Genomic DNA, 23,813 nt, shown 5'->3' on the forward strand with positions numbered 1-23,813 from the left:
CTTATACCAAGTAGCACCTATTAATGTCTTTTTTAAGAAAAAGAGGATTTACAAACTAATGCTTACATCAATCCCTGACTTACTAAAAATTATCACACCTAACCAACGCCGTATTGACGCAGCGCAAGCAAAACTCGAGCTTGAACAAAATAAAGGTTTACTTATTGATGTGCGAGAACCTGCAGAGCACGCGACAAAATCGGCTGCCGGCGCTATAAATATTCCGCGTGGATTACTCGAGATGAAACTGATGGAAATAGAAAAAGACGCAGCTCGCCCTATTTACGTGCACTGCGCAAGTGGTGCGCGCGCAACGTTGGGAGCAGAAGCGTTAACGCGTGTGGGTTATGAAAACGTAACCGTTATTACCTGTGACGCAAACCAAATATGTAGTGTGTTTTAAACATCAACTGAATACTTATAATGATGCGCCTAGTAAAGGTAGGCGTTTAACTTTGTGATAAGTCAGTGCTAATTTAATACACTCTTTAACTGGGTATTCTGGTAATGGCTTTTCACTATTTAATACAATTGCCCGGTTACCTTCGAAAGTGAGAGTGTGGGAATACAACTCTCTAAATGTGCTTACTAGCTTTGATTGGCAATGAAAAAACAAATAACACGAGGAGCCCTTAGAGCCTACGCGAATGGGGCTGCCATTTATTGTGTTATAACTTGGCTCTCCCCACTTTAAAGACTCTTCAACAGCTCCTAAGTTTTGCTCTTGTGCTACGGTATAAATTAACTCTCGTAATTTTATAAGCTTACTTTTTGCTATCTCAGGATAATTATTAAATATATTTTCTATTTCCGTATTCATAAAAATATCCTTATAAGCTTTACAATTTTAAAGCAGGCTACTTTTGCTACCTTTCATCAAGTAAAACAAGTAGCATCTGCTCAATATTTTTAACACTATAAGTAAGTGATCTCAGTAGCTCTTTCTCAGTTTGCTCTGTTGCCTGCTGCGACGCTTTACCTTGGTTTGCCAATACATCTTTTTGCTCAAGTATCGCCTCTCTAAACTCACTCGCATTAACTACACCAAGCAAAGACACTAAAGCACCATTTCCTGACTGCCCTGCTGTTTCAAAGCTTAAACGATATAATCCAAAAATTCGCATAAGCGGCCCTTGGCTTAACCCTACATCTGTTATTTTTTCAAGCGGAATAGATTTTTCTTCTTTAAATAATATGCCACGTTTAACTACCAATTTTTGTGGTAATAAGTCAGCTGACATAGCTGCGAGTATTCGTCCGCCCACCAGCCATACAATAAGTAAAATAATAGGTATAAGCGGTATAGTAACAAGAGCCAACATTGCAAATAGCGAGGCAGTAACCATCCAGTATTGTTTTACTTTAGGATCAAAATTAGCACTTTTTAAGGTTAAGTTACTCATTAGCTTTCTTTTGTATGGTTGGGGATTTATAAAAGTACGCCAATCTAATATTGAATGCAATTTAGTCCAAACATTTATAATTAGCATTCAAATATACTTTCACACATTTATGTACATACAAAAAAGCCGAGCATACAGGGCTATGCTCGGCTTAGGTCTGGGAAAATATAACTGCTACTGCTTATTAATAAGTATGCTCACATTTTCTCTATCTGGGCCTATTACCTTAAAGGTGTAAGTACCTTGTTCGGTAATATTTAGTGCTATATTGGCTCCTACCGCTTCAAGTGGTGCTAGTTCATCAATTGCCACTACTGGCGTATCGCCTGATCCACCGTAATCAACGGTACTCCAATCTTCAGACGCTACTTTAAATTCGTAGTCACCTGCTTCTAACTCTATTGATGTAGAGTAAATTGCATCACCCTCGTACATCAGCGGGTTATCAGTACTCCAGTCATTTAAGCTGCCACGAATAAACACTGTCGTTTGTGCAAACATTTCAGCGTTGAGCACTTTTAGCGATACGTTATTTAAATCACTGGCGTCAAATATAAACTGGTATTCACCTTCTTCTGCAATGTCGATGGTCATATTCGCGCCCGCAACCAACAACTGCTCTGCGGTGCCAACCATTACACTTGCATCACCCTCAGCCGATCCATAATCAACCGTGCTCCAATCTTCTGACGCTACTTTAAATTCATAACTTGCAGCGCTCAGTGTTTTAGTAAATGTGTAAATACCTTTACCTTTATAACTTAGCTCATCGGTTACTCCCCAGTCATTAAGCGTACCGCGCACATAAATAGCAGTGCCTATAAATGGCTCTTCGTTGTATAAAGTAAGCGTTGGATTTTCAGGGTTTGAAGCATCAAGCGAAAATACATAGGTTGCATCAATAGCAGCGCTAAATGTCATGTTTGCACCTGAGCGCGTTAATGCCTCACTTTGGTTTTCAACTACATCTTTATCAGCGTCAGTAAGCGCGCCAAAATCAACTGTAGACCAATCTTCAGAGGCAATTTTAAATTCGTAATCGCCAGCGCTCAGTGCAATTGCTATACGGTATTCACCTTCGCCAATATATTCAAATGCATCGCGTGTGCCCCAGTCGTTTAAACTACCGCGCACAAACACAGCGGTGCTGCCATAAGGTACTACATCAGGTGCGCCTACGGTCGCATTAGCACTTAAACCAAAACCTTGGCTCTCACCTTGGTTTTTAGTGAATACAGCTAATGTGTAAGGCGGTACAGTAAATGTGCCTTCGTTATCGCCAGCAGCAAAATTAGCACCGGTCATGCTTACATCAACACTGTTTTTTAATACATCGTGTAATTCAAAATCCGCTGCGGTGGCAATAGTATGACTAAGTGTTTGCTCGGTTGCGTTAATCACGACAACAAGCGCATCAAATGCAGGGTCTAAGTCTGTTAGTCCTTCGCCATCATCAATGCTCATTACTATTAAGCCATGTTGCTGCGCTTTACCTACGTTATGAAAACCCACCCGCTCAATAACATCTTGCTCTGTGGTTAATCTAAAGAGTGCGCTGCTACTACGGATTTGTAAAAATTCATTAAATACATCATGTGCAAAGGTAATATCTTGTGGCTGTGCAGCCGCTTGGGTATTAGCAGAAATAGGCATAATTTCTTGCCATTTCACTTCGTTGTCTTGTGCGGGTGGCAAGCCAATATTCCAGTTATTGGTATCTTTGGTAAAATCAACAAAGTTAAACCAGTCGCCAGAGTCGTAGCTGTTACGATCCATCGATTTTGAACGTAGCAAGTCGGCGCCCATTTGCATAAATGGAATACCTTGGCTCATAAGCGGAAGTGCTAACGCCATATTATGAGCACGAACGCGCTGCTCAATACTCATATTAGTGCTGTGTTTATATTGCAGCTGATCCCATAGTGTTTCGTTATCGTGTTTAGATACGTAATGAATGCTATCGGCAGGGTCTAGTGCATACGCCGTTGGCTGAGTATTCCAAGTAAAGCTATTACCCTTTGCTGAGTTACCTTTAAAGTCTTTTAAAATGTAGTTTTGTAAATTACCCGCAAGCGACAAACGTAAAGTATCTTGCTCTGCTAAATTGCCATCTGTTGAGCTATTACTAAATAATGCACCACCGCGAACGGCTTCACGAATACGGTCGTTAAAGGTACCTACTTCGCTACCGGCCATATCGGCTTGTTTGGCTTGCACAAATAAGCGGTTATTTGCCACCTCACCAAAGTCCCAACCTTCGCCATAAAAGTAGTTATCTTCATCAACAGCTTGCACTGCATCACGTGCTGCAAGAATTGACGATTTTGGCATATGCCCCATTACATCAAATCTAAAGCTGTCGTAACCAAATTCGCGTGCCAAAATAACTAATGAATCGCTAACAAACTTATCCATCATTACATGCTCTGTGGCTGTATTTTCACAACACGTTGAGCGCTCTATTTCACCACTTACTTCGTTATAACGGTGATAGTAACCCGGTACTAGTTTGTCAAATACCGACTTATCCCAAATACCCGACGATGTTGTATGGTTATAAACCACATCAAGCACTACGCGCAGACCAATAGATTGCAGTGATTGCACCATAGCGCGGGTTTCTTTAACGCGGGCAATGCCCTCTGGGCTTGAGGCGTACGAGCCTTCAGGCGCTATAAAGTAATGCGGATCGTAACCCCAGTTAAAGCTATCTAAGCTGCGCATAGCATTAGCAAGTGCTTGTGCGTCATCTGAGCCTGGTAAATAACCGCCCATTAAATCAATAATGGTGCTGCTTTTATCTTGGGTTTTACACGCATCGGCTTCATCATTAATTTGCTCACATAAATCTCCTAGCGTATCGCTAATATCTACACGCTTACTTACGTCTTCATCTATGGTGCCAATATCAGTAATAGGTAATAAATGAAAATGCGTTAAGCCATTTTGAGCCAAAGTTTGTAAGTGCTGCATAGGAGCACTATTTAGCTCAGTAAATGCAAGGTATTTACCGCGGTTAGCCTCTGTTACGCTGTTATCGCGCGCACTAAAGTCACGTACATGGCCCTCGTAAATAATCGCATCTTCTGGGTTTTCTACCGTAGGAATAAGGCGTGTACCCCACCCTTCGGGTTTAGTGTCTTCATCGGCTAAATTAATCAACTGGCTGTATAAACCATTGGTAGATACATTTAGTGAGTAAGGGTCTGTGCTCCAAAGCGACTCTATTTGCTGAGTCAGTGGGTGGTAAACATCAAAATTAAAGCGGTAGTAGTGGCGGTCGTATTGCATATCTAAACTTGCTTGCCAAATACCTGTCTGTGTATTTAATGTCATTGGCGTAGAGTGCACTTGTGTTTTTGCATCATCAAACACGTTTAGCATCATGTTATTAGCGGTGGGTGCCCACACTGTGACATCAATCGCGTTATTGCCATAATTTACACCCAGCACAGCTTCATTAGCATCGTCTTCGCCTTGCGTGTAAAGGGCATCAAGTGCTTTAGCGGTTTGCACATAGCTTGCTTCTAGCAGCTTACCTTCACTATCGTAACCGGCAATAACAAGCTGCGATTTTATAAGCGCTTTAGCCGTGTTTGTATCCCAACTTCCTTCGTAAGCGTTCCAAGTGGTTAAATGCGGTACTTTTGCCGCTTGCTCATCAGTTAAATTGCTTGATTGCAGCGTAACAGTATCACCGTTTAAACCAGTATCAATATCCACTTCAAGCTCAGCCGTAGCTGATGAATGTAACTTAATTAGGCTTGTAAACTCGTTACTTGGTTTATACAAAATAGTATTTAAATCAATCCAATGCGCTGAAGCACCTGTTATAGCAACTGCGCGTTCGCCTAAACTTAATATAGGGTATTCAAACACCGAAGGCTCGCCATGAATGGTAAAGTTCATACGCTGAAAAGTTTCATCGTCTTGCATCAGCGGCATGGTTAAATCCACATCACCAAACGCCTTACCTGACCCTTCTGTACCAATATGAATAATAAAATTGGCACATTCGTTATAACCCTCTTTAAGGTTAATTATCCAGTACGCACCGTAGTTTGGATCAATACCATCGTATTCATGGCCGTTAGCCCAATCACTGGTATCAAATGGTGGTGCATAAGCATCACACACATCGTTATTCCACGAATGTAATCGGTAGCCTTCGTAGTTATCATCGGCTAAGCGGTTATAAAATAAAACCGCCTCTCCCTCCCCTGCAAATACAACAGGGTCTGGCAGGGTTGGGTCGGCGCCAACCACGCAACTTTCGTTATTTTCATCAGGTACTGTAGGTGCAGGGCACGATATAGGTTCGGGATCGACACATTGTGACCCCGCTTCATTAGGGACTTGTGGCACATTACAGGTAAGTAATGGTTCACCAGATTCAACATCACCTGTTCCACCACACGCTGCTAATAGCATTAACGCTAACGTTATTAGCAAATATTTAGACATAGTTATAATTTTCATTTTTAAACGCTCCGTTTGCTAATTAATGACTGTATGTAAAACCAAGGTAGAACTGACGACCAAAGTACTGAGTCGTCCCTGTTCGTTGCTCTGAGCCAAAGTAACTTTGGGTTGGTTCATCGGTTAAGTTATTAACTTGCAAAAGCATTGTTAGCGAGTCGCTAAAGCGATAAGAGGTTTGAAAGTCGACTACGGTTTCAGCATCAAAATTAACCACTTGCTCGTTAATGGCAACCTGCTCTGATACAAACTCATCGCGGTAGCGCACATTGAGGCGGGTTTCAAAATCATCCATTGAGTAAAAAACCGTGGCATTAAACACGTTATTAGATAGCCCAGGTAAAGATTGCGCTAACGTGTCGCCCCCTAAACTGGTAATCGATTCAATTTCACTTTCGGTGTATGAGTAACTTGCGTTAGCGCCTAAGCCATTAAATGGCGAAGGTAAAAAGGTAAACACTTGCGTATACGCAAGCTCTAGCCCTCTAATGTAGCCACCTTCACCGTTATTAACTGCCGTGGTGTAAATACCGTTAGTTGTGGCAACTTGCTCGCCACTAACGGGGTCTTCTATAAAGTCGGGTACATTAAAGCCATTACCTTTAAAGTCGAAGTTTTCGATTGATAAGGTTTCAACAAACGAGTCTATATTTTTATAAAATAACGCCGCAGCGATAGTGCCATTACCTTCTTTAAAATAATATTCGTAAGATAAGTCGTATTGGTCGGCATAAAAGGGTTTTAAAAATGGGTTATTAGTACTTGAACCATTAATAACACCATCATCACTCACATTTGCACTGGCATCGCCCGCTAAGCGGTTAATTGGCGCACGCGACATTACTTTAGCCGCAGCAAAGCGTACAAGTGAATTATCGTTAAGTTGCAGGTTTAAATTTAATGAAGGTAAGTAGTCGGTGTATTTAGTGCCTAATACATTAGGTGCGTATAAATCATTTACAATGCCGTTCTCATCAACAATATTTTGCGCACCTAAGCGCGCATCGCCTGCTACGTTCTCTAGTACCGTTGCAGATTGGTCGGTTTCAATGCGGCGCACGCCCACATTACCCGATAGGTCGAGCCCGGCAATTTGCGTGTTAATGTTTACCATAACGTACGCAGCTAGCACATCTTCAAACACCGAGCCGCTTTGCAGCACTGACCACGAATAGTTACTTGTGTAACCTTGCGCGTCGTCTACGCCATCGGCGTTGCCCCATGTTTGAACAGGCTCGGGCGTGCCATCTGGAAACCACGCATTGAGCGCTTTGTCTAAATCAATCGCTAAATACGATGGGAAATAACTAAACTCGCCCTGCCAGTCAACCACAGAGGCCATATCGTCGGTTAAACGCAAAGGCGGTTGCGTTGCTGAAAACGCCCCGTCGTTACCGTACTCAAATACCGAGCGTTTACGGCTGTATTCTCTATCTGAGTAGCGCGCACCAAACTCTACTGAGCTAAATATGTCGTTTTCTAGCTCGTATTTAAAGTCGAGCCTAAATGCGGTTACTTCATCTTCTGTTTGATCTGGGTAAATACCGTATTTACTGACCATTACACGGTCTATATCACTAAAGGCGGCCGCCTGATTAAACCCAACGTCAGGTAAATTTAAGCCATTTAATTGATAGTTAATTGCTACGTTGTTATCAAATACTGGCGTTTCTGCATTGGCATCTTCTGCTACTAAGCTCCACAGTAAGCCATTTCTAAAATTACTTTTTGCGCGAGAAAGCGACACATCGGCATTTACGCTTAATCTATCGGTTACCTGCCAATCGGCATTAATGCCAAAACTATCTACTTCGTCAAAGTCTTGGTTGTCGTCGTTAACTATTTCAACGCGGGTATAGCTTTGCGAAGTACGGTTAACCGCTGCGCCTATTACGGCATTACCGTCGAGCTGAGCGTTTGCATATGCAGCTGTTGGCCCGCCTAATTTAACCCTCAGGCCACGGGCAAACGACTCTTTATCAAAGCGCGATAAAAACGCATCACCTTTTAATTTAAAGTTATCTGCCGGTGCCCACTCTATGGCTGCTAAATAGCCATTACGGGTTTCTTCGCCACCTAAATGCTGTAGCTCAAAGCCTTCGCTAATGTATTCGTTTTCTGGGTTAGCTAAAGGGCCATTGGTGTCGTTAACTGCGCCATCAACGTCTTTTGTGTCGTTGTACGCAAGGCCAATAAACTGCGTTGCTACACTTGGCTGAAACAAACGCGCATAGCCCAGCGCTACGCCTAACGTGTCGTCTAGGTATTTGCCTTGATACGAAAAACTAATTCGATCGCCAAATTCAGTGGCATCCGATACCTCTGAGGCGCGGTCGTTATACATACCGCGCACATTAGCTACAAATTTATGCGTTTGATCATTATTAAGTGGACTGGCGGTTTCAAGCTCTACCGTACCGGCCACGCCACCTTCAATAAGCGATGCCTTTGGCGATTTGTATACCGCCGCAGAGCTAATTAATTCTGACGGATATTGGTCAAACTCAATACTGCGGCTGCCACTTGTAGATACTTGCTCGCGGCCATTAAGTGTTGAAAATACAAACCCGCCCGACAGCCCGCGTATATTAATTTGCGCCGCTTGCCCACCCGTTCGCACCGCTGAAATACCAGGTAATCGTGTAAGTGCATCGGCCATTGAAATATCAGGCAGTGCCCCTAAATCATCGGCAGAAATTTGTTCAGACACCGTATCGCTAAAACGCTTTTGATTTAAAGATTGAATTAAACTGCGACTAAAGCCTCGCACTTCAATAATTTCTAAATCTTCAGCTTGTGTGCTGGGTGATTGATTTGTTGAGTCTTCGTTTGCAGCCAATGCACTATTAGCGGCAAATAAAGCCAGCATAAGTGCACTTAGTTTAAACTTGTCCATGTGTGTGAACCTTTGAGTTATTGTTGTCAGGTGTTGCTGTGTTGTTTAAAACACAACCAACAAATTGTAACCAAAAGGTAAAATTAATGTGATGAATACGTATGCAGGGCATGAGGGTTAGGCTGCAGGGGCATATAGGCACGCGCCCCTGCATCGGGAACGCGATTTAAAGGCTTAGCACCACTTTTATCGCAAGGGCAATAAATACGACTCCCAGTATTTTATCAAGCCACGGACTTTGCTTGGTAAAGCCAAAGCGATTTTTTGAAACCTCTGTCAGCAACGCCACCAGCAAATACCAGCCGGTATCAATTACAAACACGGTTAAACACATAATTATACCCACGCTTAAAGTAAGTAGCTGAGGGTCAATAAACTGTGAGAACAAGGCTAAAAAGAAAATCGCGAGCTTGGGGTTCAAAAAAGCAATGGCAAAACCATCTTGTAATGCTTTAGCTGCACTTACCTCACTTTTTTGTACTTCAAGTTCGTTATTGCTGGGTTTTGCTAGCAATATTTTTATACCTAAATACGCCAAATAGGCTGCGCCTAAATACACCAGTATTTGATAAACAGTTGGAAACTGCATCATTAAAGCGCCTAACCCTAATAACGATGCACCAGCATACAAGCCAACGCCAGTACCATGACTGAGCGCGGCAAGCATACCGTTTTTCATACTACCGTTAAGTGAGTGCTTTAAAACCACCGCTAAACTTGGTCCTGGCGACATTGCGCCCATCATACAAATAGCCGCTAGGCTTAACCATACTGTAAATGTCATTTAAAGCTCGTCAGTTTCAATAAACAAAGTATAACCATGCACTTGGCCATAAAAGCCTGTCAATGGCACTGCGTTTATTACTTTCCAGCCATCTTGGTTTAATTCCTGTATGCGGTCATTTAGTGCGACTATATCTACCCCACCCAAAAAACGGGTCTTTCTAAATTCGATTACTTTTTGCATTTTAATCCTTGTGTATCTTATAAAGTGTATTCAAAATCGTAGTAGTGAATCCCTTGCTCAATACGTATTTTCATACTGCCCGTTAACCCTTCTAGCTCATTAGTGCCTGAGTCGGGAATTACATTTAAAATTAGGCTGTCTTGGCCTTTATCCATAGTGCCAAAATGCTGCAGTACAAAACTGCCTTTTTTACCTTCAAGCTCGCCTATTACTTGCTCTATGGCAACATAACCGGCACTGCCTTGTGTGGGTGTCATGGCGCTTAGCATTTCGCCTTGGCTGGTGGCATTTAAGCTACCTTTAAATGTTTTATCTATCGACATACGCCCTAAATTAACGCCGTTTTGGCCGCTTGCGTAACCTTCAATTGGGGCTAGATTTACATTAAATTCTCCACTTACGGTTGCAGTAGTCATAACGTTTCCTTATTGGCTAATATTTAATAGTATTGATTTTTATTATCTTAGTGCCATATCTATACCTTAACCTTTAAAAAGAATCCACTATGTCAAAAACAAGCCCTAAGCCCGAAAAAGCCGCTTTTAGTAGTTTATTACCTATTTTTGCTTTTATTAAACCGTATAAATGGATGGTAGTAGCGGCGCTTGCTGCCCTTTTAGTAACCGCTGGTGTTAACTTATCATTAGGGCAAGGGGTTAAATTTGTCATAGATCATGGCTTTATAGCTGGCTCTAAAGATCAGTTACAACAAGCTGTATTAGTGCTTATTGGTTTAATTAGTTTATTGGCCGTGGGCACCTTTAGCCGCTTTTATTTAATGTCGTGGATTGGCGAGCGAGTCAGTAACGATATTCGCAAAGCCGTGTTTAATCGTATTGTTACGCTACACCCTAGCTACTTTGAAGAAAACCGCAGTGGCGAGCTTATGTCGCGTTTAACAACCGACACAACATTACTGCAATCAATTATTGGTTCATCATTTTCTATGGCGCTGCGCAGTGTACTTATGCTGGTTGGTGGACTTGCCATGCTGTTGTTTACTAATTTAAAACTTACTTTAGTGGTTGTTGCTTGTGTGCCGTTGGTACTTGTTCCTATGATGGTATTTGGTAAAAAGGTGCGCAAACTTGCAAGCTCCAGCCAAGATGCCATAGCCGATATAAGCACCTATGCCGGCGAGATCATTCAAAATATTAAAGTAGTGCAAAGCTATAGCCACGAAGAACAAGAGCAGCACGCTTTTGCACTTGAAACCGAAAAAGCCTTTAATGTGGCTAAAAGCCGCATTAAACAACGCTCGTTTTTAATTGCAGCGGTAATATTTTTAACTTTTAGTGCTATTAGCGCAATGCTGTGGGTCGGCGGCAGCGACGTATTAGCAGGTACCATGACTGGCGGTGAGCTAGGAGCCTTTGTGTTTTACGCTATTATGGTGGCAATGTCGGTGGCAACCGTTGCTGAAGTATATGGCGAACTACAACGCGCAGCAGGCGCAGCTGCAAGATTACTTGAGTTACTTGCTGTTAAAAGTGAGATAGAAAACCCACTAAATCCACAAGATAGTAACTTACTAAAAAATAGTAACAGCCCTGCTATTACGCTTGAGAATATAAGCTTTAACTACCCTTCTCGCCCAGACGTAAGCGCACTTAATAAAATAAGTTTAAATATACTTCAAGGCCAAACTGTGGCTATTGTTGGCCCTTCTGGTGCAGGTAAAACAACCTTATTTGAATTGCTACAGCGCTTTTACGATCCGGCTAGCGGAGCCATTAAATTTAAAGATATAAACATTAAAGAATTATCGCTTAATACACTCAGAGGTAAAATGGGTATGGTCGCGCAAAACCCTATCTTGTTTAGCTCCGATGTAATGCATAACATTCGCTACGGCAACCCAAATGCAAGTGACGAGCAAGTATATGCCGCTGCCAAACATGCCCATGCAGATGAATTTATTAAACAATTACCGCAAGGTTATAACAGTTTTTTAGGTGAGCAAGGTGTGAGGTTATCGGGTGGGCAAAAGCAGCGTATTGTATTGGCACGCGCTATTTTAAAAGATCCTGAAATACTGCTTTTAGATGAAGCAACCAGTGCACTCGATGCGCAAAGTGAGCACCACGTGCAAGCTGCGCTTGAGCATTTAATGCAAAACCGCACCACGCTTATTATTGCCCATAGGCTGGCAACGGTTAAACATGCCGATGTGATTGTGGTAATGGAAAATGGAGAGATTATAGCAACGGGTACCCACCAAGAATTAGTAGCAAGTAACCCGTTGTATCAAAAACTGTGTGAATTACAGTTTAATAAAGACTAATTATTCTTCAGTGTTTGGTACTATTTGAATTTCTACACGGCGGTTTTGAGCACGGCCATTTGCACTATCGTTAGTCGCAATTGGACGTGTTTCGCCATAACCCATAGTACTTACACGCTCAGCCATGATTTGCTGGTTCACTAAGTAGTTTTTAACGCTTTGAGCACGTTCACGCGATAGGTTCATGTTGTAGCTGTCTTTACCTGTGCTATCTGTGTGGCCTTCAATACTTAGGTACGTTTTTTCGTATTTGTTCATCACTTTAGCAATAGCATCTAAGGTATCGTTAAAGCCAGACGAAATATAAGATTGGTCGGTCGCAAACGTAATATTAGATGGCATAACTAAACGTAAGTTATCGCCCTCACGTACAACTTCAACACCAGAGCCTGCAAGTTCATCACGAAATGCTTCTTCTTGCTTATCCATGTAGTTACCCACTGCAGCGCCAGCTAGTGCGCCGATAGCAGCGCCTATAAAAATACGCTTATCTTTATGGTTACTTGTTGCTTTACCTAATACGCCACCCGCTGCTGCGCCAATAGCCGCACCTTTGCCGGTGTTATTCATTTCACAACCAGAAAGTAATACAGCTACTACGGTTACGCTTAAGAGTGATTTAGTTAAAGTCATGGTGATACCCTATTCATTAAGAATTTAGCAAGAGTATGCAAATACATGTATGAACAAACTATGAAGAGAGTGTTAAAAGCAGCGCATCTTGCTTGATTGTTAAACAGACCTCAAACTAATGTGTCGTTTTAATAAAAATGTCATACTACGCTGTGACAATTTAATGAATTTTACAAAGGATATTGGCGCAATGTTAATTGCTATTTTTAGACAATTTTTTTTACTAGGGTGCATGAGTTTTGGTGGCCCCGCTGCGCATTTAGGCTATTTTAAGCGCCACTTTGTAGACTCGTTAAATTGGCTAACTAACACCCGTTACGCACAACTTATTAGTTTAAGCCAAGCATTACCAGGGCCAGGCTCTAGCCAAGTTAGTTTTGCTATTGGTGTTGAGCGTGCAGGAGTACTGGGTGGTATAGCTGCTTTTGTAGGCTTTACCTTGCCTTCGTTTTTAATAATGGTGCTGCTTGCGGTTAGTGCCCATCAGTTTGACGCTGTTTACTTTGCAATTATTGCAGGCTTAAAGTTATTTGCCGTTGTTATAGTCGCGGATGCAACACTTAGTATGGCTAAAAGCTTTTGTACAAGTGCTGCGCTTAAGTTACTTGCGATAATGAGTACACTTGCCTTGGTGTTATTTCCAATGATGGGAACTCAAATAGCGATTTTAATCACTGCTGCAACAGTAGGTGCTATATGGCCTTTATTAAAACTTGGCACAGTAGCAGACGATGTTAGCAGTAAAAACAGTAATATTAATTGGATTGCACTGGGGTTATTTGCGCTCTTACTTGGGGTTAGCTTTATTCCACTAGGGCATGAGTTTGCTTTGTTTACCCCTTTTTACCAAGCGGGTGCAATGGTGTTTGGCGGCGGACACGTAGTACTGCCGGTACTTCAAGCTGGCGTACCAGCATTGAGTGATGATCAGTTTTTAAGTGCTTACGCGAGTGCACAGGCAGTGCCAGGGCCAATGTTTACTATTGCTACTTACTTAGGCGCACAACTTACTACCGAGCAGCCTTTAGTGGGTGCCCTTATAGCTACACTGCTTATATTTATGCCTGGTTTTTTACTTATACTGGCGTTTCAGAAGAGTTGGATTAATTTGGCAAGTAAGCCACGTTTTGCAAGTTCAATAGCGGCGCTTAATGCAGCGGTAGTCGGTTTTTTAGCGGCCGCATTGTATTCACCAATTTGGACATCGGCTGTGCATAGCCTTTGGCAGGTTGCGTTAGTAATAATTACATTTGCATGGCTGCGATTTAAAAAGCCACCTATTTGGTGGCTCTTAGCTTTATTTATTGCTGTGGGTCTTTTGCAGCACTATTTGCCATCACTCTAAATGTTGGCTTATCTGTTTGTTGCTCGTTAGGAGGGCTTAATTGCCCACTAACACTTTGATATGCCCTAAGCCCAAACACTGGCAATACTGCAAGTAAATGGTCCATTATTTCGGCTTGTAGATGCTCGTACGAAATCCAGCGTTTGTCTTCACTAAAGCAATAAAACTCAATCGGTAACCCGTGGTTCATTGGTTGTAGCTCTCGTACCATTAACGTAAGCGACGTATTAATTTTACTGTGCTGCTTTAAATAGCCCTCAGCATAACGACGAAACAGCCCTAAATTAGAAACTTGAGCGGGTAATGTCGTCACTCGGATATAGTCATGCAGCGGAATAGCCGCATCTATTTGCTTTCTAAATTCATCACTTACTAAACAAATACTGTGCATATCTATATTAAGTGAACGTTTAATACGTCTACCGCCCGACTCTTGCATACCGCGCCAGTTTTTAAACGAACCCGCAACTAGCATATAAGTTGGAATAGTTGTTATGGTGTTATCCCAGTTACGAACTTTCACAGTGTTTAAACCCAAATCAATTACTTCACCATCGGCGCCGTAGTTTTCTACTTGAATCCAATCACCATAGGTTACTAGGCGATTTGCTGCGATTTGAATACTCGCTACAAAGCCTAAAATAGTGTCTTTAAATACTAATAACGTAACAGCAGCAATAGCACCAAAGCCAGAGAGAATATAAGTGGGTGACTTCTCAAGGAAAATACTTACAATTAAAATAGCACACACAATAAAGGTGATTAGCTTAACAACCTGAATTAAGCCCTGAATAGGGACTTCGCGTGCAAACTCCAATTGGTTATAAATAGAACCCGCAATACTTACAATACTGCTAAAAATAAAACCTACATGAATAATTAGTATAGCTTGGCCAACCGTTTTCAAAATTTCAGCGGTCAGCTCATTAACCGGATAAACACTGTCAAAGGTCGCCAAAAATAATACGCTGCAAAGCATACCTGCAATACGTCTATTAAGCTTATTAAGCATAGGCGACAACGAACCAATACGTTGAGGCGAAAGCTTAGTTACCACTTTTTGAATGCCTGGTAACATTAACCTACGAGTAAATAAGTAAACAATTAATAAAGAAAAAATCCCTATTGAAACTGCGGTAATAGAACTAAGAAAATCCGCATCGGGTACTTTTTCAAACCAAGGAGCGATTAACTCCTGTAGGTGGGTGTTGGTCATAGTGTTTCAATTTCCTTACTGATTTGTGGTTCAGGTAAATCTTGTTGAGCATAAATATCGGCAAGCTGCTGATCTTTCGCAACCCATAGCTCATTCACATAATGTTGAAAATTAGCTTTAAATACGTCATCGGTTTGATAGCTGCCCTGCATATTGTCATTAATGGGCGTTACGTCTATTGAAACATAAATAGAATCTAGCTCGCCTTTGAGTAAGTTACGACAAACGTGATCTGTTTTACCGCTATACACTAAACTTGTATTTAGCATGGCATCAAATTGGTTGGCTAGCACTTCAAGCGCAAAAGCAATGCCACCCGCTTTGGGTTTTAATAAGTGCTTAAAAGGACTTTGCTGCAGATTATGCTTAGCTGGCGTAAAGCGTGTGCCTTCAACAAAATTAACGATAGTAGTAGGATAGTGACGAAAATTGCGACAGCTGTGCTTTGTGCGCTCTACATCCAACCCTTTCAACTTTGGGTTTTTAGCAAGCTGTGCTTTGCTTACCCGTTTCATAAACGGCATACCCATAGCCCACGCACCAGTGCCAATAAAAGGCACGTATTTTAATTCATCTTTTAAAAAAAACTTAGGGGCTGGCAATGCATGTAATGAGCTAAGCACGGTTATATCTAACCAACTCGTGTGATTACATATAAGTAAATACCAACTTTTTGAATTTAAATCGCCACTTATATTAACCACAATATTAGGACAACCTAGCCACAAGCCAAACCGATTGCCATTACACCATCCTCGATAAGCGCTGTGCAATAAAGAGTTAACAACAGACAAAGGCAGTAATAACTTAATAAGCCCTAGTACAAATACTAGTGAGCCAAAAAGCATTACATTAGAAAACAATACGCAGCCCACAATTAAGCCGTTAAGCCAATTTGGTAACCACTTTTTTAGCATAACTGTAAGCTCATATTTTTGCCTTTTATTTGGGATGTTTTTCGAGCGATTGTAATGTTTGCTCTTTATTTTCCCATAAACGATTTAGCTCGCTTTGAAAGCGCACTCTAAATTCAGAATCGCCGGTGTAGTCACCAATAAGCTCTTCGCTTACCGGCCTTACATCCACATGTACGTTGATATTTTTTACCTTACCACCTGCAAAATCCATGAATGTAGGAATGCCATCAGGGTAATGAATTGTAACGTTAACCACTTTAGTAATTTGCTCGCCCATTGCTTGCATTACAAAGGCAATACCGCCCGCTTTTGGTTTTAATAAATGTGGAAACGGGCTATTTTGGCGCGCGTGCTTTTGTGTAGTAAAACGAGTGCCTTCTACAAAGTTAACCACACTTACTGGCATTTCTTTAAATTTTTCGCAGGCTTTACGCGTGGTTTCTAAGTCTTTGCCACGCAGCTTTGGATTCTTTTTTAGTTGGCTTTTACTCGTGCGGGTCATAAACGGAAAATCAAGCGCCCACCAACACAAACCTAGAATAGGCACGTAAATAAGCTCTTTTTTCAAAAAGAAGTTTAAAAATGGAATTTTACGGTTAAACACGCGCTGCAATACTAAAATATCGACCCAGCTTTGGTGATTTGCAATTACTAGGTACCAATCCTTCAGTTTAAGTTCTTCAAGGCCAGTTACATTAAGTTTAGTTGGCGTAAATAACTTTTGATTTAAGCTATTAAAAGTCACCCAAATAGTTGCAAATTTCTTTGCAGCCCAGCTCATAATCTTTTGTAGAGGCTTAATAGGTATAAGCTTTATAAGCCCACAAACAAAAATAGGCACAAACCAAAAAAGTGTGTTTATTGTGTAAAAAATAATACTAAATACACCGCGAATAACTGACATTACTTCCATTCCTTTAAACATTGCGCAGCCACTAATACTGCGCTTTCAGTTGCTTACAAATTAATCTTCAAAATAGGTATAGCCTTCAAGGCCTGCATTAAGCTCAGCTAAATAACCTTCTTTACACTGCGCTGATACATCAAGTTTATTAACTTGGTACGCAAAGTTGTCAGCTAAAATGGCGCTATCATAGTCAACAAACTTTAATACATCCTTAACGCTATCACCTTTTATGGCATTGGTTAACACATAACCTTCATCATTAAGCTCTACATGCACTGAATCAGTGTCACCGAATAAGTTGTGTAAATCGCCTAAAATTTCTTGATATGCACCCACCATAAACATAGCAATGTGGTATTGCTCGCCGTGCTTATATTCTGGTATTGGTAGACTGGTTTCGATACCAGCGCCTTCAACGTATTCACGGATTTGCCCGTCAGAGTCACAGGTAATATCTTGAATAATCGCGCGCTGAGTCAATGGTTGAGTTAAGTTTTCGATTGGCATAACAGGAAACAACTGCTGAATACCCCATACATCAGGCAATGACTGAAATAATGAAAAGTTAACAAAGAGTTTATCGGCAAGCTTTTCGTTTAAATCGTCGAGGACTTCACGGTGCGCGCGCGCGTTATTACTAAGCGATGCACGTACACGATGTAAAATAGTAAAGTAAAGCTGCTCTATTTTCGCCCACTCTAGCATGCTTACTAAGCCATGCACGTACTGATCGTGCGCTTCGCTAAATAAGTGCATAGCGTCATGATAAATCTCAAGTGCCATACGCGGGTTTAAACGCTGCAAACACTGCCACATTTCATCAAGCACTAACGCGCTATTTTCAAGCGGTGGCTCTGGATTTAAATGATTGGGCGCTTTTTCTACGTCAATTACATCGGTAATTAATACCGCATGGTGAGCGGTTAAAGCACGCCCCGATTCGGTGATAATGGCCGGATGCGTAAGGTTATGCTGATCGCACACCTCTGCAAATGCATTTACTACATTACGCGCGTACTCTTCTACTGTGTAGTTCATTGAACACGCACTGCGCGAGCCAGAGCCCTCGTAATCAACGCCTAAGCCGCCGCCTACATCAACGGTGTTTAACGGTACGTTTAATTGTGTAAGCTCAGCAAAGTGGCGTGCGCATTCACGTAAAGCACGGTGAATATCACGAATATTGGCGATTTGAGAACCAATATGAAAATGCACCATTTGCATTAAGTGCAGCTTATTATGCTTTTTAAGCACTTCAACAGCACTTAATACTTGGCCTGCTGTTAAACCAAACTTGCCTTTTTCGCCGCCGGTGTTTTGCCACTTGCCTTTGCCTACTGAGTTTAGGCGAATACGAATACCAATAGCAGGTTCAATGCCTAGGTTGTCTATTTCTTCAAGTAGTGTGGTCAGTTCTGAAAGCTTTTCTACCACAATTTTTACGCTGTGGCCCATTGCTTGACCAATACACGCTAAGCGTAAAAACTCACTGTCTTTATAGCCGTTACACACTATTGTGATTGGCTCTTTTGCTACACCCAAAATAGCCATAAGTTCTGGCTTTGAGCCTGCTTCTAGGCCAACAAGCCCGCTTGGATGCGCTAATAGCTTACTTACTACGGAGCGCTGCTGATTTACTTTAATTGGGTAAACACAGGTGTATTTTCCGTTATATTCACGATTTGCTCGCGCTTGCGTAAACGCGTTAGTAAGGGTGTCTACACGATTTTTTAAAATATCGGTAAAGCGTACTAAAACCGGCAGCGTTAAACCTTGTTGCTTAAACTGCTCAGTTAATTGCGTTAAAGAAATGGCCGGTTTTGTTTGGTCGCCATCTGGGTAAGCCACCAGTTCGCCTTGTGCGTTAATATCAAAATAACCATCACTCCAATGAGCAACGTTATAAGTGGCGCGTGCTGTTTCTAAACCCCAGGTCATGGCAACTCTTCTTTAGTCAATTAGGTATAAAGGCGCATTTTAATACGTCACTATCCACTAGGCTAACAAAAATTGAACTTTCACTCACTCCTAACTAACTTTATTCGTCAAATCAGTTAAAATGTCATTGAGCAAAACGCCAAGCACTGGCAGAATTGCCCCTTTTTCATACTCAACCTAAAAAAGTGTAATAGTAACTATGGCAAATTTAGATCAAAGTAAGTGGTTTACTGAAATTAGCGACCGCGATGGCAGCGCATTTTCATTATGTATTAATAAAAAGTTAGATGAAAAACAGTCTCCTTTTCAAAAGGTAGAAATGTTTGAAACCACAGACTTTGGTAATTTAATGATCATCGACGGGTGTACTATGGTAACAACCCGCGAAAACTTCTTTTATCATGAGATGATCAGCCACCCTGCACTTTTAGCGCACCCAAACCCTAAAAACGTCGTTATTATTGGCGGCGGCGACTGCGGTACTTTACGCGAAGTATTAAAACACCCAGGCGTAGAAACTGTAACGCAAATAGATATAGACGAAGTAGTAACGCAAATGTCGTTAAAATACTTCCCAGAGCTTTGTGAATCTAACAACGACGCCCGTGCAACGGTTATGTTTGACGACGGTATTAAATACATGCGCGAAGCCGCTGGCGAATCTATCGACGTGGTTATTGTTGATGGCACAGATCCGGTGGGTCCAGGTGAAGGTTTATTTAATCATGCGTTTTACACAAGCTGTTTAGATGCACTGCGCCCAGGTGGTATTTTAGTACAACAAAGCGAATCACCTCTTATGCATATGCCATTATTAGTTGAAATGCGCGAAGCAATGCTAAGCGTAGGCTTTAACGATTTACAAACACTGCCATTCCCGCAACCAATTTACCCAAGCGGTTTATGGTCGGTAACACTTGCACGTAAATCACAAGCATTTGACGGTTTTAGAGAAGACGGCGCAGCACAAATAGCTGAGCAAAGTGAATACTACAACAGCGGTATTCATCATGGTGCACTCGCTACACCTAACTACATGAAACGCGCTTTTGATAAAAAATAATACTAACTCACATTAGGCTTTGTTGACTTCTCAAGGTTAAAATTGCATTAAAAAAGGGACTTTTAAAGTCCCTTTTTATATTTATAATGACTATTCAAACTGAACTCGAGCTAACAAACAACATAAGTACAGTTATATTTTAAAACCTTAAAGAGCTATCTAACCAAATAATCAGCTTATTTAAACTTTAAATCGATGTACTAAGTGATTTAGCTCATCAGTCAATTGTTCCATTTTTTTAGATACATCCTCAGTAGTTCGAGCAAGCGCCCCCCCTTCTAAAGTTTGATCGTTTAATGATGATAGGTTTTGACTTATTTCATCTGCAACCGTTGTCTGCTCTTCAGTCGCTTGCGCTGTTTGCATCGCCATATCATTTACTTTAGTAGACGAGCTTTGCATTGCATTAAGCACATCATTAGTTTGACTAAACGAGCCAACCGCATCATCTGCAAATTGCTTACCTTCATCTATCGCTTTAATTGATTGTTCTACGCTCGTTGCAAATTGCTCTATCATTTTTTGAATATCGTTTGTGCTTACTTGCGTGCGTGTAGCCAATGTTCTTACTTCATCTGCTACCACAGCAAAACCTCTGCCATATTCACCAGCTCGCGCGGCTTCAATAGCAGCATTAAGCGCCAGCAGATTTGTTTGCTCTGCAATTGCACGAATAACCTCAAGTACTTTGGCAATGTTATCAGAACTTTGTTGTAGTTCTGTAGAGCGCGCCATAGCTTGCTCCATATTTTGCGACAAAGAAATAATACGAGAACTAGAGTGCGCAACCGCTGTTAGTCCTTGCTGAGCTAAATTTAACGATTTATCAGCTTCTGTTGATGATTGCTGAGCAACACCTGCAACTTCTCTACTTGCTACGCTCATCTCATGCACTGCACTTACTATTGACTCAGAGGCTTGGCTGAGCGTTTGATTTACAGCATTGTTTTTATTTGCAACCTGACTTAACTCACCTCCTAATTCACTTAGCTCTTTTGATTGCTCTAAAATATCGCGAATTAATTGCTGTAAGTTGTCGAGAAAACGATTGAACTGCGTTGCAAGTTCAGAAAACTCATCTTTAGACGTTATAGCGATCCTGCCAGTTAAATCGCCATCACCAGAGGCTATATCGTTAATACGAGAAGTTACATAGTTAATTTGCTGTGTTAATTGCTTAGGAATAAGGTAACTAAACCAACACGCCACTAATAAAATTAATATGACAAAAATAAGCATAGTTAACTTAGTTGAAGCAATTGTGTCTGATAGTTTTTTAACTTCTTCAACCGATGTTTGCTCTGCTAATTCACCAGCTTGATCAAGCGTAGATCTTAATTCGTCAAATGCTTTTTCTGATTGAGACTGTTTTTTTAGATTTGTTTTATCATTCATATAGGCCAGTGAAGCGTTTAACCAAGTATTATAAGCACCATCAAAACCGCGAAGCCCATTTATAGCTTTTGGATAATCCGATAACAAAGCTAAGTACTGCTCTAACCTTTGCGTTACTTGCTCAGCATTTTCTTTATGCTCTTGCAAATAAACTTCTTTATTGTCGTTATGTGCGGCTAAATTTAACTCAGCAACCTTTGCTTGATACAAATCCCTGTCGGCACTCAAAGCAAGAGACACAGCCTTAATAAATTTATCGGATTGCACATCTAATGCATTTTTTTGTAAGTTAATTAAGTATGAATACCCAATAATTAACGACAAGATAGCAATACCTAAAATAACAATAGGAAAAGAGACTTTGACGCGGATACTATTCAAATTCATTACTTACTCCAAAAAAAATCACATTTAATACCTACCTTTTTGATAATAAATCTAGTTTATAAAACCTAAAATCGCCATTGAGCGTTTAGCATTATTTGCTGCTGCGAGATTCGTTCATTAAATCCAATTGGCTCTCTATTTTTTGCAACACTTTTAAGTGCAGAACCTTCAACCCCTATTTGTAGTTTATTAGTGAGCTGGTAGCGCCATGTTGCGGTTAAACCTTCCCCATTGCTTGCATTAGGATCAAACGCAGTGGTGTCGTTATCTGTCACTTTAAAGTAATCGTAGCGTACAGAAACTCGATGCTTGCCTTCTTTATGGCTTAACATTAAATAATGGCTGTAAAAGGCATTATCTATTAAAGCATTAGCGCCCATTTCGGTTTTACCATTGAGCACCTGTGCTATAAAGCGGGTTTTACTGTTAAACTTATAAAGCCAAGCGGCGCTTGTAAAGCGAGTATCCCAAGCATACTGCCCTGTACTAATATTAAGCGTGGTTGGGTCGCCATTATTGTTGTAATAATAAATTCGAAATTGTGATTTTTTAAAGTAATCCCAATGTACGCCAGCGTAATAGCCAAAACGCCCGTCTACTTCTTCAAACGGTAAAACCTGGTTAGCTTGCCAGCGTAATTCATACGCATTTAATGCCGCTACAGGCGCAAATTTAACACTTTCGTTAAATGTAGTTTGCCTATCGTGTAATGCAAAACCACGCCACGCAAGCAAAGTACCTGCAGGATCATTGCCTTTAAATGTAGCACCTACAAAACTAAAGCTATGAGCGCTGTTGAAACGTTTTGCTGGGCGCTTAATAGTTACCTCTGCGCCAACAGTGCGTACTTCCTCGCCTATCCAGCTATTAATAGCTGAGTTTGTATAGTTATAAGGAGATGTCCACCCTATATCAGGATTTTCAAGCGACATAAGTGGGTAAAAGCCCCCCACGCGCATGTGCCATTTATAGTTGCTGTTAGATAGCGGCTGATACTTTATATAAGCCTGTGTAAAACCAAGGCCAACATCAGGATCTTGATTCGCATTTAACACCCCATGAGCCGACCAACTAGATGCTAAATCAACATTAAAATCTAAAATACCTTGGGATAAAATAAGTTCGTCGCTTTTAGTATCGTGCCGATATAGCCCAAGGCCGCCCTCTTGGAAGCTACGTATATCGTCCCCCTGCACGGCTCTAATTTGTATCAAGCCTTTTACTTGTGCATACAATTCATTACTAAAACATAAAGCACCGGCTAAAAATGCCAGCCTCATTAAGCGATTAATAGTCATCAAATTCATCCGTAGCAAAGTCAATTTGCTCCGCAATTTCCTGCTTTACTTTATAAGTGATCGGGTTAGTAGCCACAGTAATAGTTTGAGATTCAACCTTACTAATATCACTAAACCCAGAATGCCAAACACTTAACGTGTATTCGCCTACATTGGCATTTAAATCAACATGACCATTTTCATCAGTGATTGCAAAAATAGTACTATCGACCACCACAATATAACCTAACATCCAATCATGAATATTACAGCCAAGCTCAACAACACCTGTTTGATCAAAAGTAATGGGCGCTTTTGGATGCTCCTTATATAGCTTTAATTCAAATGTTTTAGCTTTAGAAAATGAATAAACGTGATGCATGATTGAGTCCGCATTCGGAAACTCTACCTTTGCATTTTGTGGGACAACTAAAATACGCGGCTTAAATTCTCGATTTTGCTGGGTCATCGCATAAGGTGCTTCTGGAGGAATAACGCTAGAGGAATCACCTGCAGTTAACCACACAACAGCATTAGGTAATGGGTCATTATTAGCATTTTTAATTGTAATATTTGCTGCAAAAACTCCAGTACTAACACTTAGTAAAAATACACAAAGTAAGCTTTTTATCATTTTCTTGTCGCTATTATCAATTTGTTTACATTATAGACCGATTAAGCCACCAAATTCTTTCTATTTTTTAAA

At 41.1% G+C, this 23,813-nt stretch carries 19 protein-coding genes; 4 read left to right on the forward strand and 15 right to left on the reverse strand.

What is annotated here, in order from left to right:
• Positions 1 to 58 precede the first annotated feature (58 nt).
• Positions 59 to 403 (forward strand): rhodanese-like domain-containing protein, encoded by a 345-nt coding sequence (locus JG479_RS15310; RefSeq protein WP_024591370.1) that lies wholly within the window; start codon positions 59 to 61, stop codon positions 401 to 403.
• A gap of 15 nt (positions 404 to 418) precedes the next feature.
• On the opposite strand, the gene JG479_RS15315 is transcribed toward JG479_RS15310, so the two are convergent.
• The 7 genes from JG479_RS15315 to JG479_RS15345 all read right to left on the reverse strand — a co-directional run bounded on the left by JG479_RS15315 (position 419) and on the right by JG479_RS15345 (position 10,161).
• A complete protein-coding gene (locus tag JG479_RS15315) occupies positions 419 to 820 on the reverse strand; it encodes a DUF1801 domain-containing protein (protein ID WP_200219607.1) in 402 nt (133 codons plus the stop codon).
• A 46-nt stretch (positions 821 to 866) separates the two neighbouring features.
• Complete coding sequence (locus JG479_RS15320) at positions 867 to 1,403, reverse strand: PH domain-containing protein (protein WP_200219608.1); 537 nt, start codon at positions 1,401 to 1,403, stop codon at positions 867 to 869.
• Positions 1,404 to 1,577: 174 nt separating this feature from the next.
• Complete coding sequence (locus JG479_RS15325; protein WP_200219609.1) at positions 1,578 to 5,882, reverse strand: alpha-1,6-glucosidase domain-containing protein; 4,305 nt, start codon at positions 5,880 to 5,882, stop codon at positions 1,578 to 1,580.
• A gap of 22 nt (positions 5,883 to 5,904) precedes the next feature.
• Positions 5,905 to 8,778, reverse strand: coding sequence for a TonB-dependent receptor (locus JG479_RS15330; protein ID WP_200219610.1), 2,874 nt, complete (start codon positions 8,776 to 8,778; stop codon positions 5,905 to 5,907).
• A 166-nt stretch (positions 8,779 to 8,944) separates the two neighbouring features.
• Complete coding sequence (locus JG479_RS15335; RefSeq protein ID WP_200219611.1) at positions 8,945 to 9,562, reverse strand: LysE family translocator; 618 nt, start codon at positions 9,560 to 9,562, stop codon at positions 8,945 to 8,947.
• On the reverse strand, positions 9,563 to 9,745 hold the full coding sequence (locus JG479_RS15340) for a hypothetical protein (protein WP_024599480.1): 183 nt from the start codon (positions 9,743 to 9,745) through the stop codon (positions 9,563 to 9,565).
• 17 nt (positions 9,746 to 9,762) lie between these two features.
• Positions 9,763 to 10,161 carry a DUF3224 domain-containing protein gene (locus tag JG479_RS15345; RefSeq protein WP_002959535.1) on the reverse strand — a complete coding sequence of 133 codons (399 nt, stop codon included), beginning with the start codon at positions 10,159 to 10,161 and terminating at the stop codon, positions 9,763 to 9,765.
• Positions 10,162 to 10,250: 89 nt separating this feature from the next.
• Between JG479_RS15345 and JG479_RS15350 the strand changes: the two genes are divergently transcribed.
• Complete coding sequence (locus tag JG479_RS15350; RefSeq protein WP_002959536.1) at positions 10,251 to 12,029, forward strand: ABC transporter transmembrane domain-containing protein; 1,779 nt, start codon at positions 10,251 to 10,253, stop codon at positions 12,027 to 12,029.
• Here JG479_RS15350 and JG479_RS15355 read toward each other — a convergent pair whose 3' ends face one another.
• Positions 12,030 to 12,662, reverse strand: coding sequence for an OmpA family protein (locus tag JG479_RS15355; protein WP_002959537.1), 633 nt, complete (start codon positions 12,660 to 12,662; stop codon positions 12,030 to 12,032). It lies immediately after the preceding gene.
• 190 nt (positions 12,663 to 12,852) lie between these two features.
• Here JG479_RS15355 and chrA point away from each other — a divergent pair, with 190 nt between their 5' ends.
• Positions 12,853 to 14,007 carry a chromate efflux transporter gene (gene chrA / locus JG479_RS15360; RefSeq protein ID WP_200220345.1) on the forward strand — a complete coding sequence of 385 codons (1,155 nt, stop codon included), beginning with the start codon at positions 12,853 to 12,855 and terminating at the stop codon, positions 14,005 to 14,007.
• On the opposite strand, the gene JG479_RS15365 is transcribed toward chrA, so the two are convergent.
• From JG479_RS15365 to speA, 4 genes are read right to left on the reverse strand one after another with little or no spacing between them, the layout of a single operon-like run.
• Positions 13,964 to 15,223: a mechanosensitive ion channel family protein gene (locus JG479_RS15365; protein ID WP_039490513.1), complete on the reverse strand. Its 1,260-nt coding sequence runs from the start codon at positions 15,221 to 15,223 to the stop codon at positions 13,964 to 13,966. The two genes, chrA and JG479_RS15365, sit on opposite strands and share 44 nt — an antisense overlap.
• Entirely contained in the window at positions 15,220 to 16,140 is a 921-nt protein-coding gene (locus JG479_RS15370) for an acetyltransferase (RefSeq protein WP_200219612.1), read from the reverse strand. The genes JG479_RS15365 and JG479_RS15370 overlap by 4 nt, the downstream gene beginning before the upstream one ends.
• Before the next feature lie 25 nt (positions 16,141 to 16,165).
• Positions 16,166 to 17,044 (reverse strand): acyltransferase, encoded by an 879-nt coding sequence (locus JG479_RS15375; protein WP_002959542.1) that lies wholly within the window; start codon positions 17,042 to 17,044, stop codon positions 16,166 to 16,168.
• Between the two features lie 60 nt (positions 17,045 to 17,104).
• Positions 17,105 to 18,985, reverse strand: coding sequence for a biosynthetic arginine decarboxylase (gene speA / locus JG479_RS15380; RefSeq protein WP_002959544.1), 1,881 nt, complete (start codon positions 18,983 to 18,985; stop codon positions 17,105 to 17,107).
• A gap of 199 nt (positions 18,986 to 19,184) precedes the next feature.
• On the opposite strand from speA, the gene speE reads away from it, so the two are divergent.
• Positions 19,185 to 20,048, forward strand: a complete 864-nt coding sequence (gene speE / locus JG479_RS15385; RefSeq protein ID WP_200219613.1) for a polyamine aminopropyltransferase — start codon at positions 19,185 to 19,187, stop codon at positions 20,046 to 20,048.
• A gap of 180 nt (positions 20,049 to 20,228) precedes the next feature.
• Here the strand turns inward: speE and JG479_RS15390 are convergent, their stop codons facing one another.
• The 3 genes from JG479_RS15390 to JG479_RS15400 all read right to left on the reverse strand — a co-directional run bounded on the left by JG479_RS15390 (position 20,229) and on the right by JG479_RS15400 (position 23,741).
• On the reverse strand, positions 20,229 to 21,830 hold the full coding sequence (locus tag JG479_RS15390) for a methyl-accepting chemotaxis protein (RefSeq protein WP_200219614.1): 1,602 nt from the start codon (positions 21,828 to 21,830) through the stop codon (positions 20,229 to 20,231).
• Between the two features lie 65 nt (positions 21,831 to 21,895).
• Positions 21,896 to 23,128 (reverse strand): hypothetical protein, encoded by a 1,233-nt coding sequence (locus JG479_RS15395; protein WP_200219615.1) that lies wholly within the window; start codon positions 23,126 to 23,128, stop codon positions 21,896 to 21,898.
• Positions 23,118 to 23,741 carry a plastocyanin gene (locus tag JG479_RS15400; RefSeq protein ID WP_039490518.1) on the reverse strand — a complete coding sequence of 208 codons (624 nt, stop codon included), beginning with the start codon at positions 23,739 to 23,741 and terminating at the stop codon, positions 23,118 to 23,120. The genes JG479_RS15395 and JG479_RS15400 overlap by 11 nt, the downstream gene beginning before the upstream one ends.
• Positions 23,742 to 23,813: the final 72 nt, after the last annotated feature.

It is taken from the genome of Pseudoalteromonas sp. LC2018020214, from assembly GCF_016598755.1.
Lineage (GTDB): Bacteria > Pseudomonadota > Gammaproteobacteria > Enterobacterales > Alteromonadaceae > Pseudoalteromonas > Pseudoalteromonas distincta.

Bases quoted from the DNA above. Each gene is read 5' to 3' on its own strand.
- JG479_RS15310 (WP_024591370.1), top strand. From the start codon at position 59: ATGCTTACATCAATCCCTGACTTACTAAAAATTATCACACCTAACCAA.
- JG479_RS15315 (WP_200219607.1), bottom strand. From the start codon at position 820: ATGAATACGGAAATAGAAAATATATTTAATAATTATCCTGAGATAGCA.
- JG479_RS15320 (WP_200219608.1), bottom strand. From the start codon at position 1,403: ATGAGTAACTTAACCTTAAAAAGTGCTAATTTTGATCCTAAAGTAAAA.
- JG479_RS15325 (WP_200219609.1), bottom strand. From the start codon at position 5,882: ATGAAAATTATAACTATGTCTAAATATTTGCTAATAACGTTAGCGTTA.
- JG479_RS15330 (WP_200219610.1), bottom strand. From the start codon at position 8,778: ATGGACAAGTTTAAACTAAGTGCACTTATGCTGGCTTTATTTGCCGCT.
- JG479_RS15335 (WP_200219611.1), bottom strand. From the start codon at position 9,562: ATGACATTTACAGTATGGTTAAGCCTAGCGGCTATTTGTATGATGGGC.
- JG479_RS15340 (WP_024599480.1), bottom strand. From the start codon at position 9,745: ATGCAAAAAGTAATCGAATTTAGAAAGACCCGTTTTTTGGGTGGGGTA.
- JG479_RS15345 (WP_002959535.1), bottom strand. From the start codon at position 10,161: ATGACTACTGCAACCGTAAGTGGAGAATTTAATGTAAATCTAGCCCCA.
- JG479_RS15350 (WP_002959536.1), top strand. From the start codon at position 10,251: ATGTCAAAAACAAGCCCTAAGCCCGAAAAAGCCGCTTTTAGTAGTTTA.
- JG479_RS15355 (WP_002959537.1), bottom strand. From the start codon at position 12,662: ATGACTTTAACTAAATCACTCTTAAGCGTAACCGTAGTAGCTGTATTA.
- chrA (WP_200220345.1), top strand. From the start codon at position 12,853: ATGTTAATTGCTATTTTTAGACAATTTTTTTTACTAGGGTGCATGAGT.
- JG479_RS15365 (WP_039490513.1), bottom strand. From the start codon at position 15,223: ATGACCAACACCCACCTACAGGAGTTAATCGCTCCTTGGTTTGAAAAA.
- JG479_RS15370 (WP_200219612.1), bottom strand. From the start codon at position 16,140: ATGCTAAAAAAGTGGTTACCAAATTGGCTTAACGGCTTAATTGTGGGC.
- JG479_RS15375 (WP_002959542.1), bottom strand. From the start codon at position 17,044: ATGTCAGTTATTCGCGGTGTATTTAGTATTATTTTTTACACAATAAAC.
- speA (WP_002959544.1), bottom strand. From the start codon at position 18,985: ATGACCTGGGGTTTAGAAACAGCACGCGCCACTTATAACGTTGCTCAT.
- speE (WP_200219613.1), top strand. From the start codon at position 19,185: ATGGCAAATTTAGATCAAAGTAAGTGGTTTACTGAAATTAGCGACCGC.
- JG479_RS15390 (WP_200219614.1), bottom strand. From the start codon at position 21,830: ATGAATTTGAATAGTATCCGCGTCAAAGTCTCTTTTCCTATTGTTATT.
- JG479_RS15395 (WP_200219615.1), bottom strand. From the start codon at position 23,128: ATGACTATTAATCGCTTAATGAGGCTGGCATTTTTAGCCGGTGCTTTA.
- JG479_RS15400 (WP_039490518.1), bottom strand. From the start codon at position 23,741: ATGATAAAAAGCTTACTTTGTGTATTTTTACTAAGTGTTAGTACTGGA.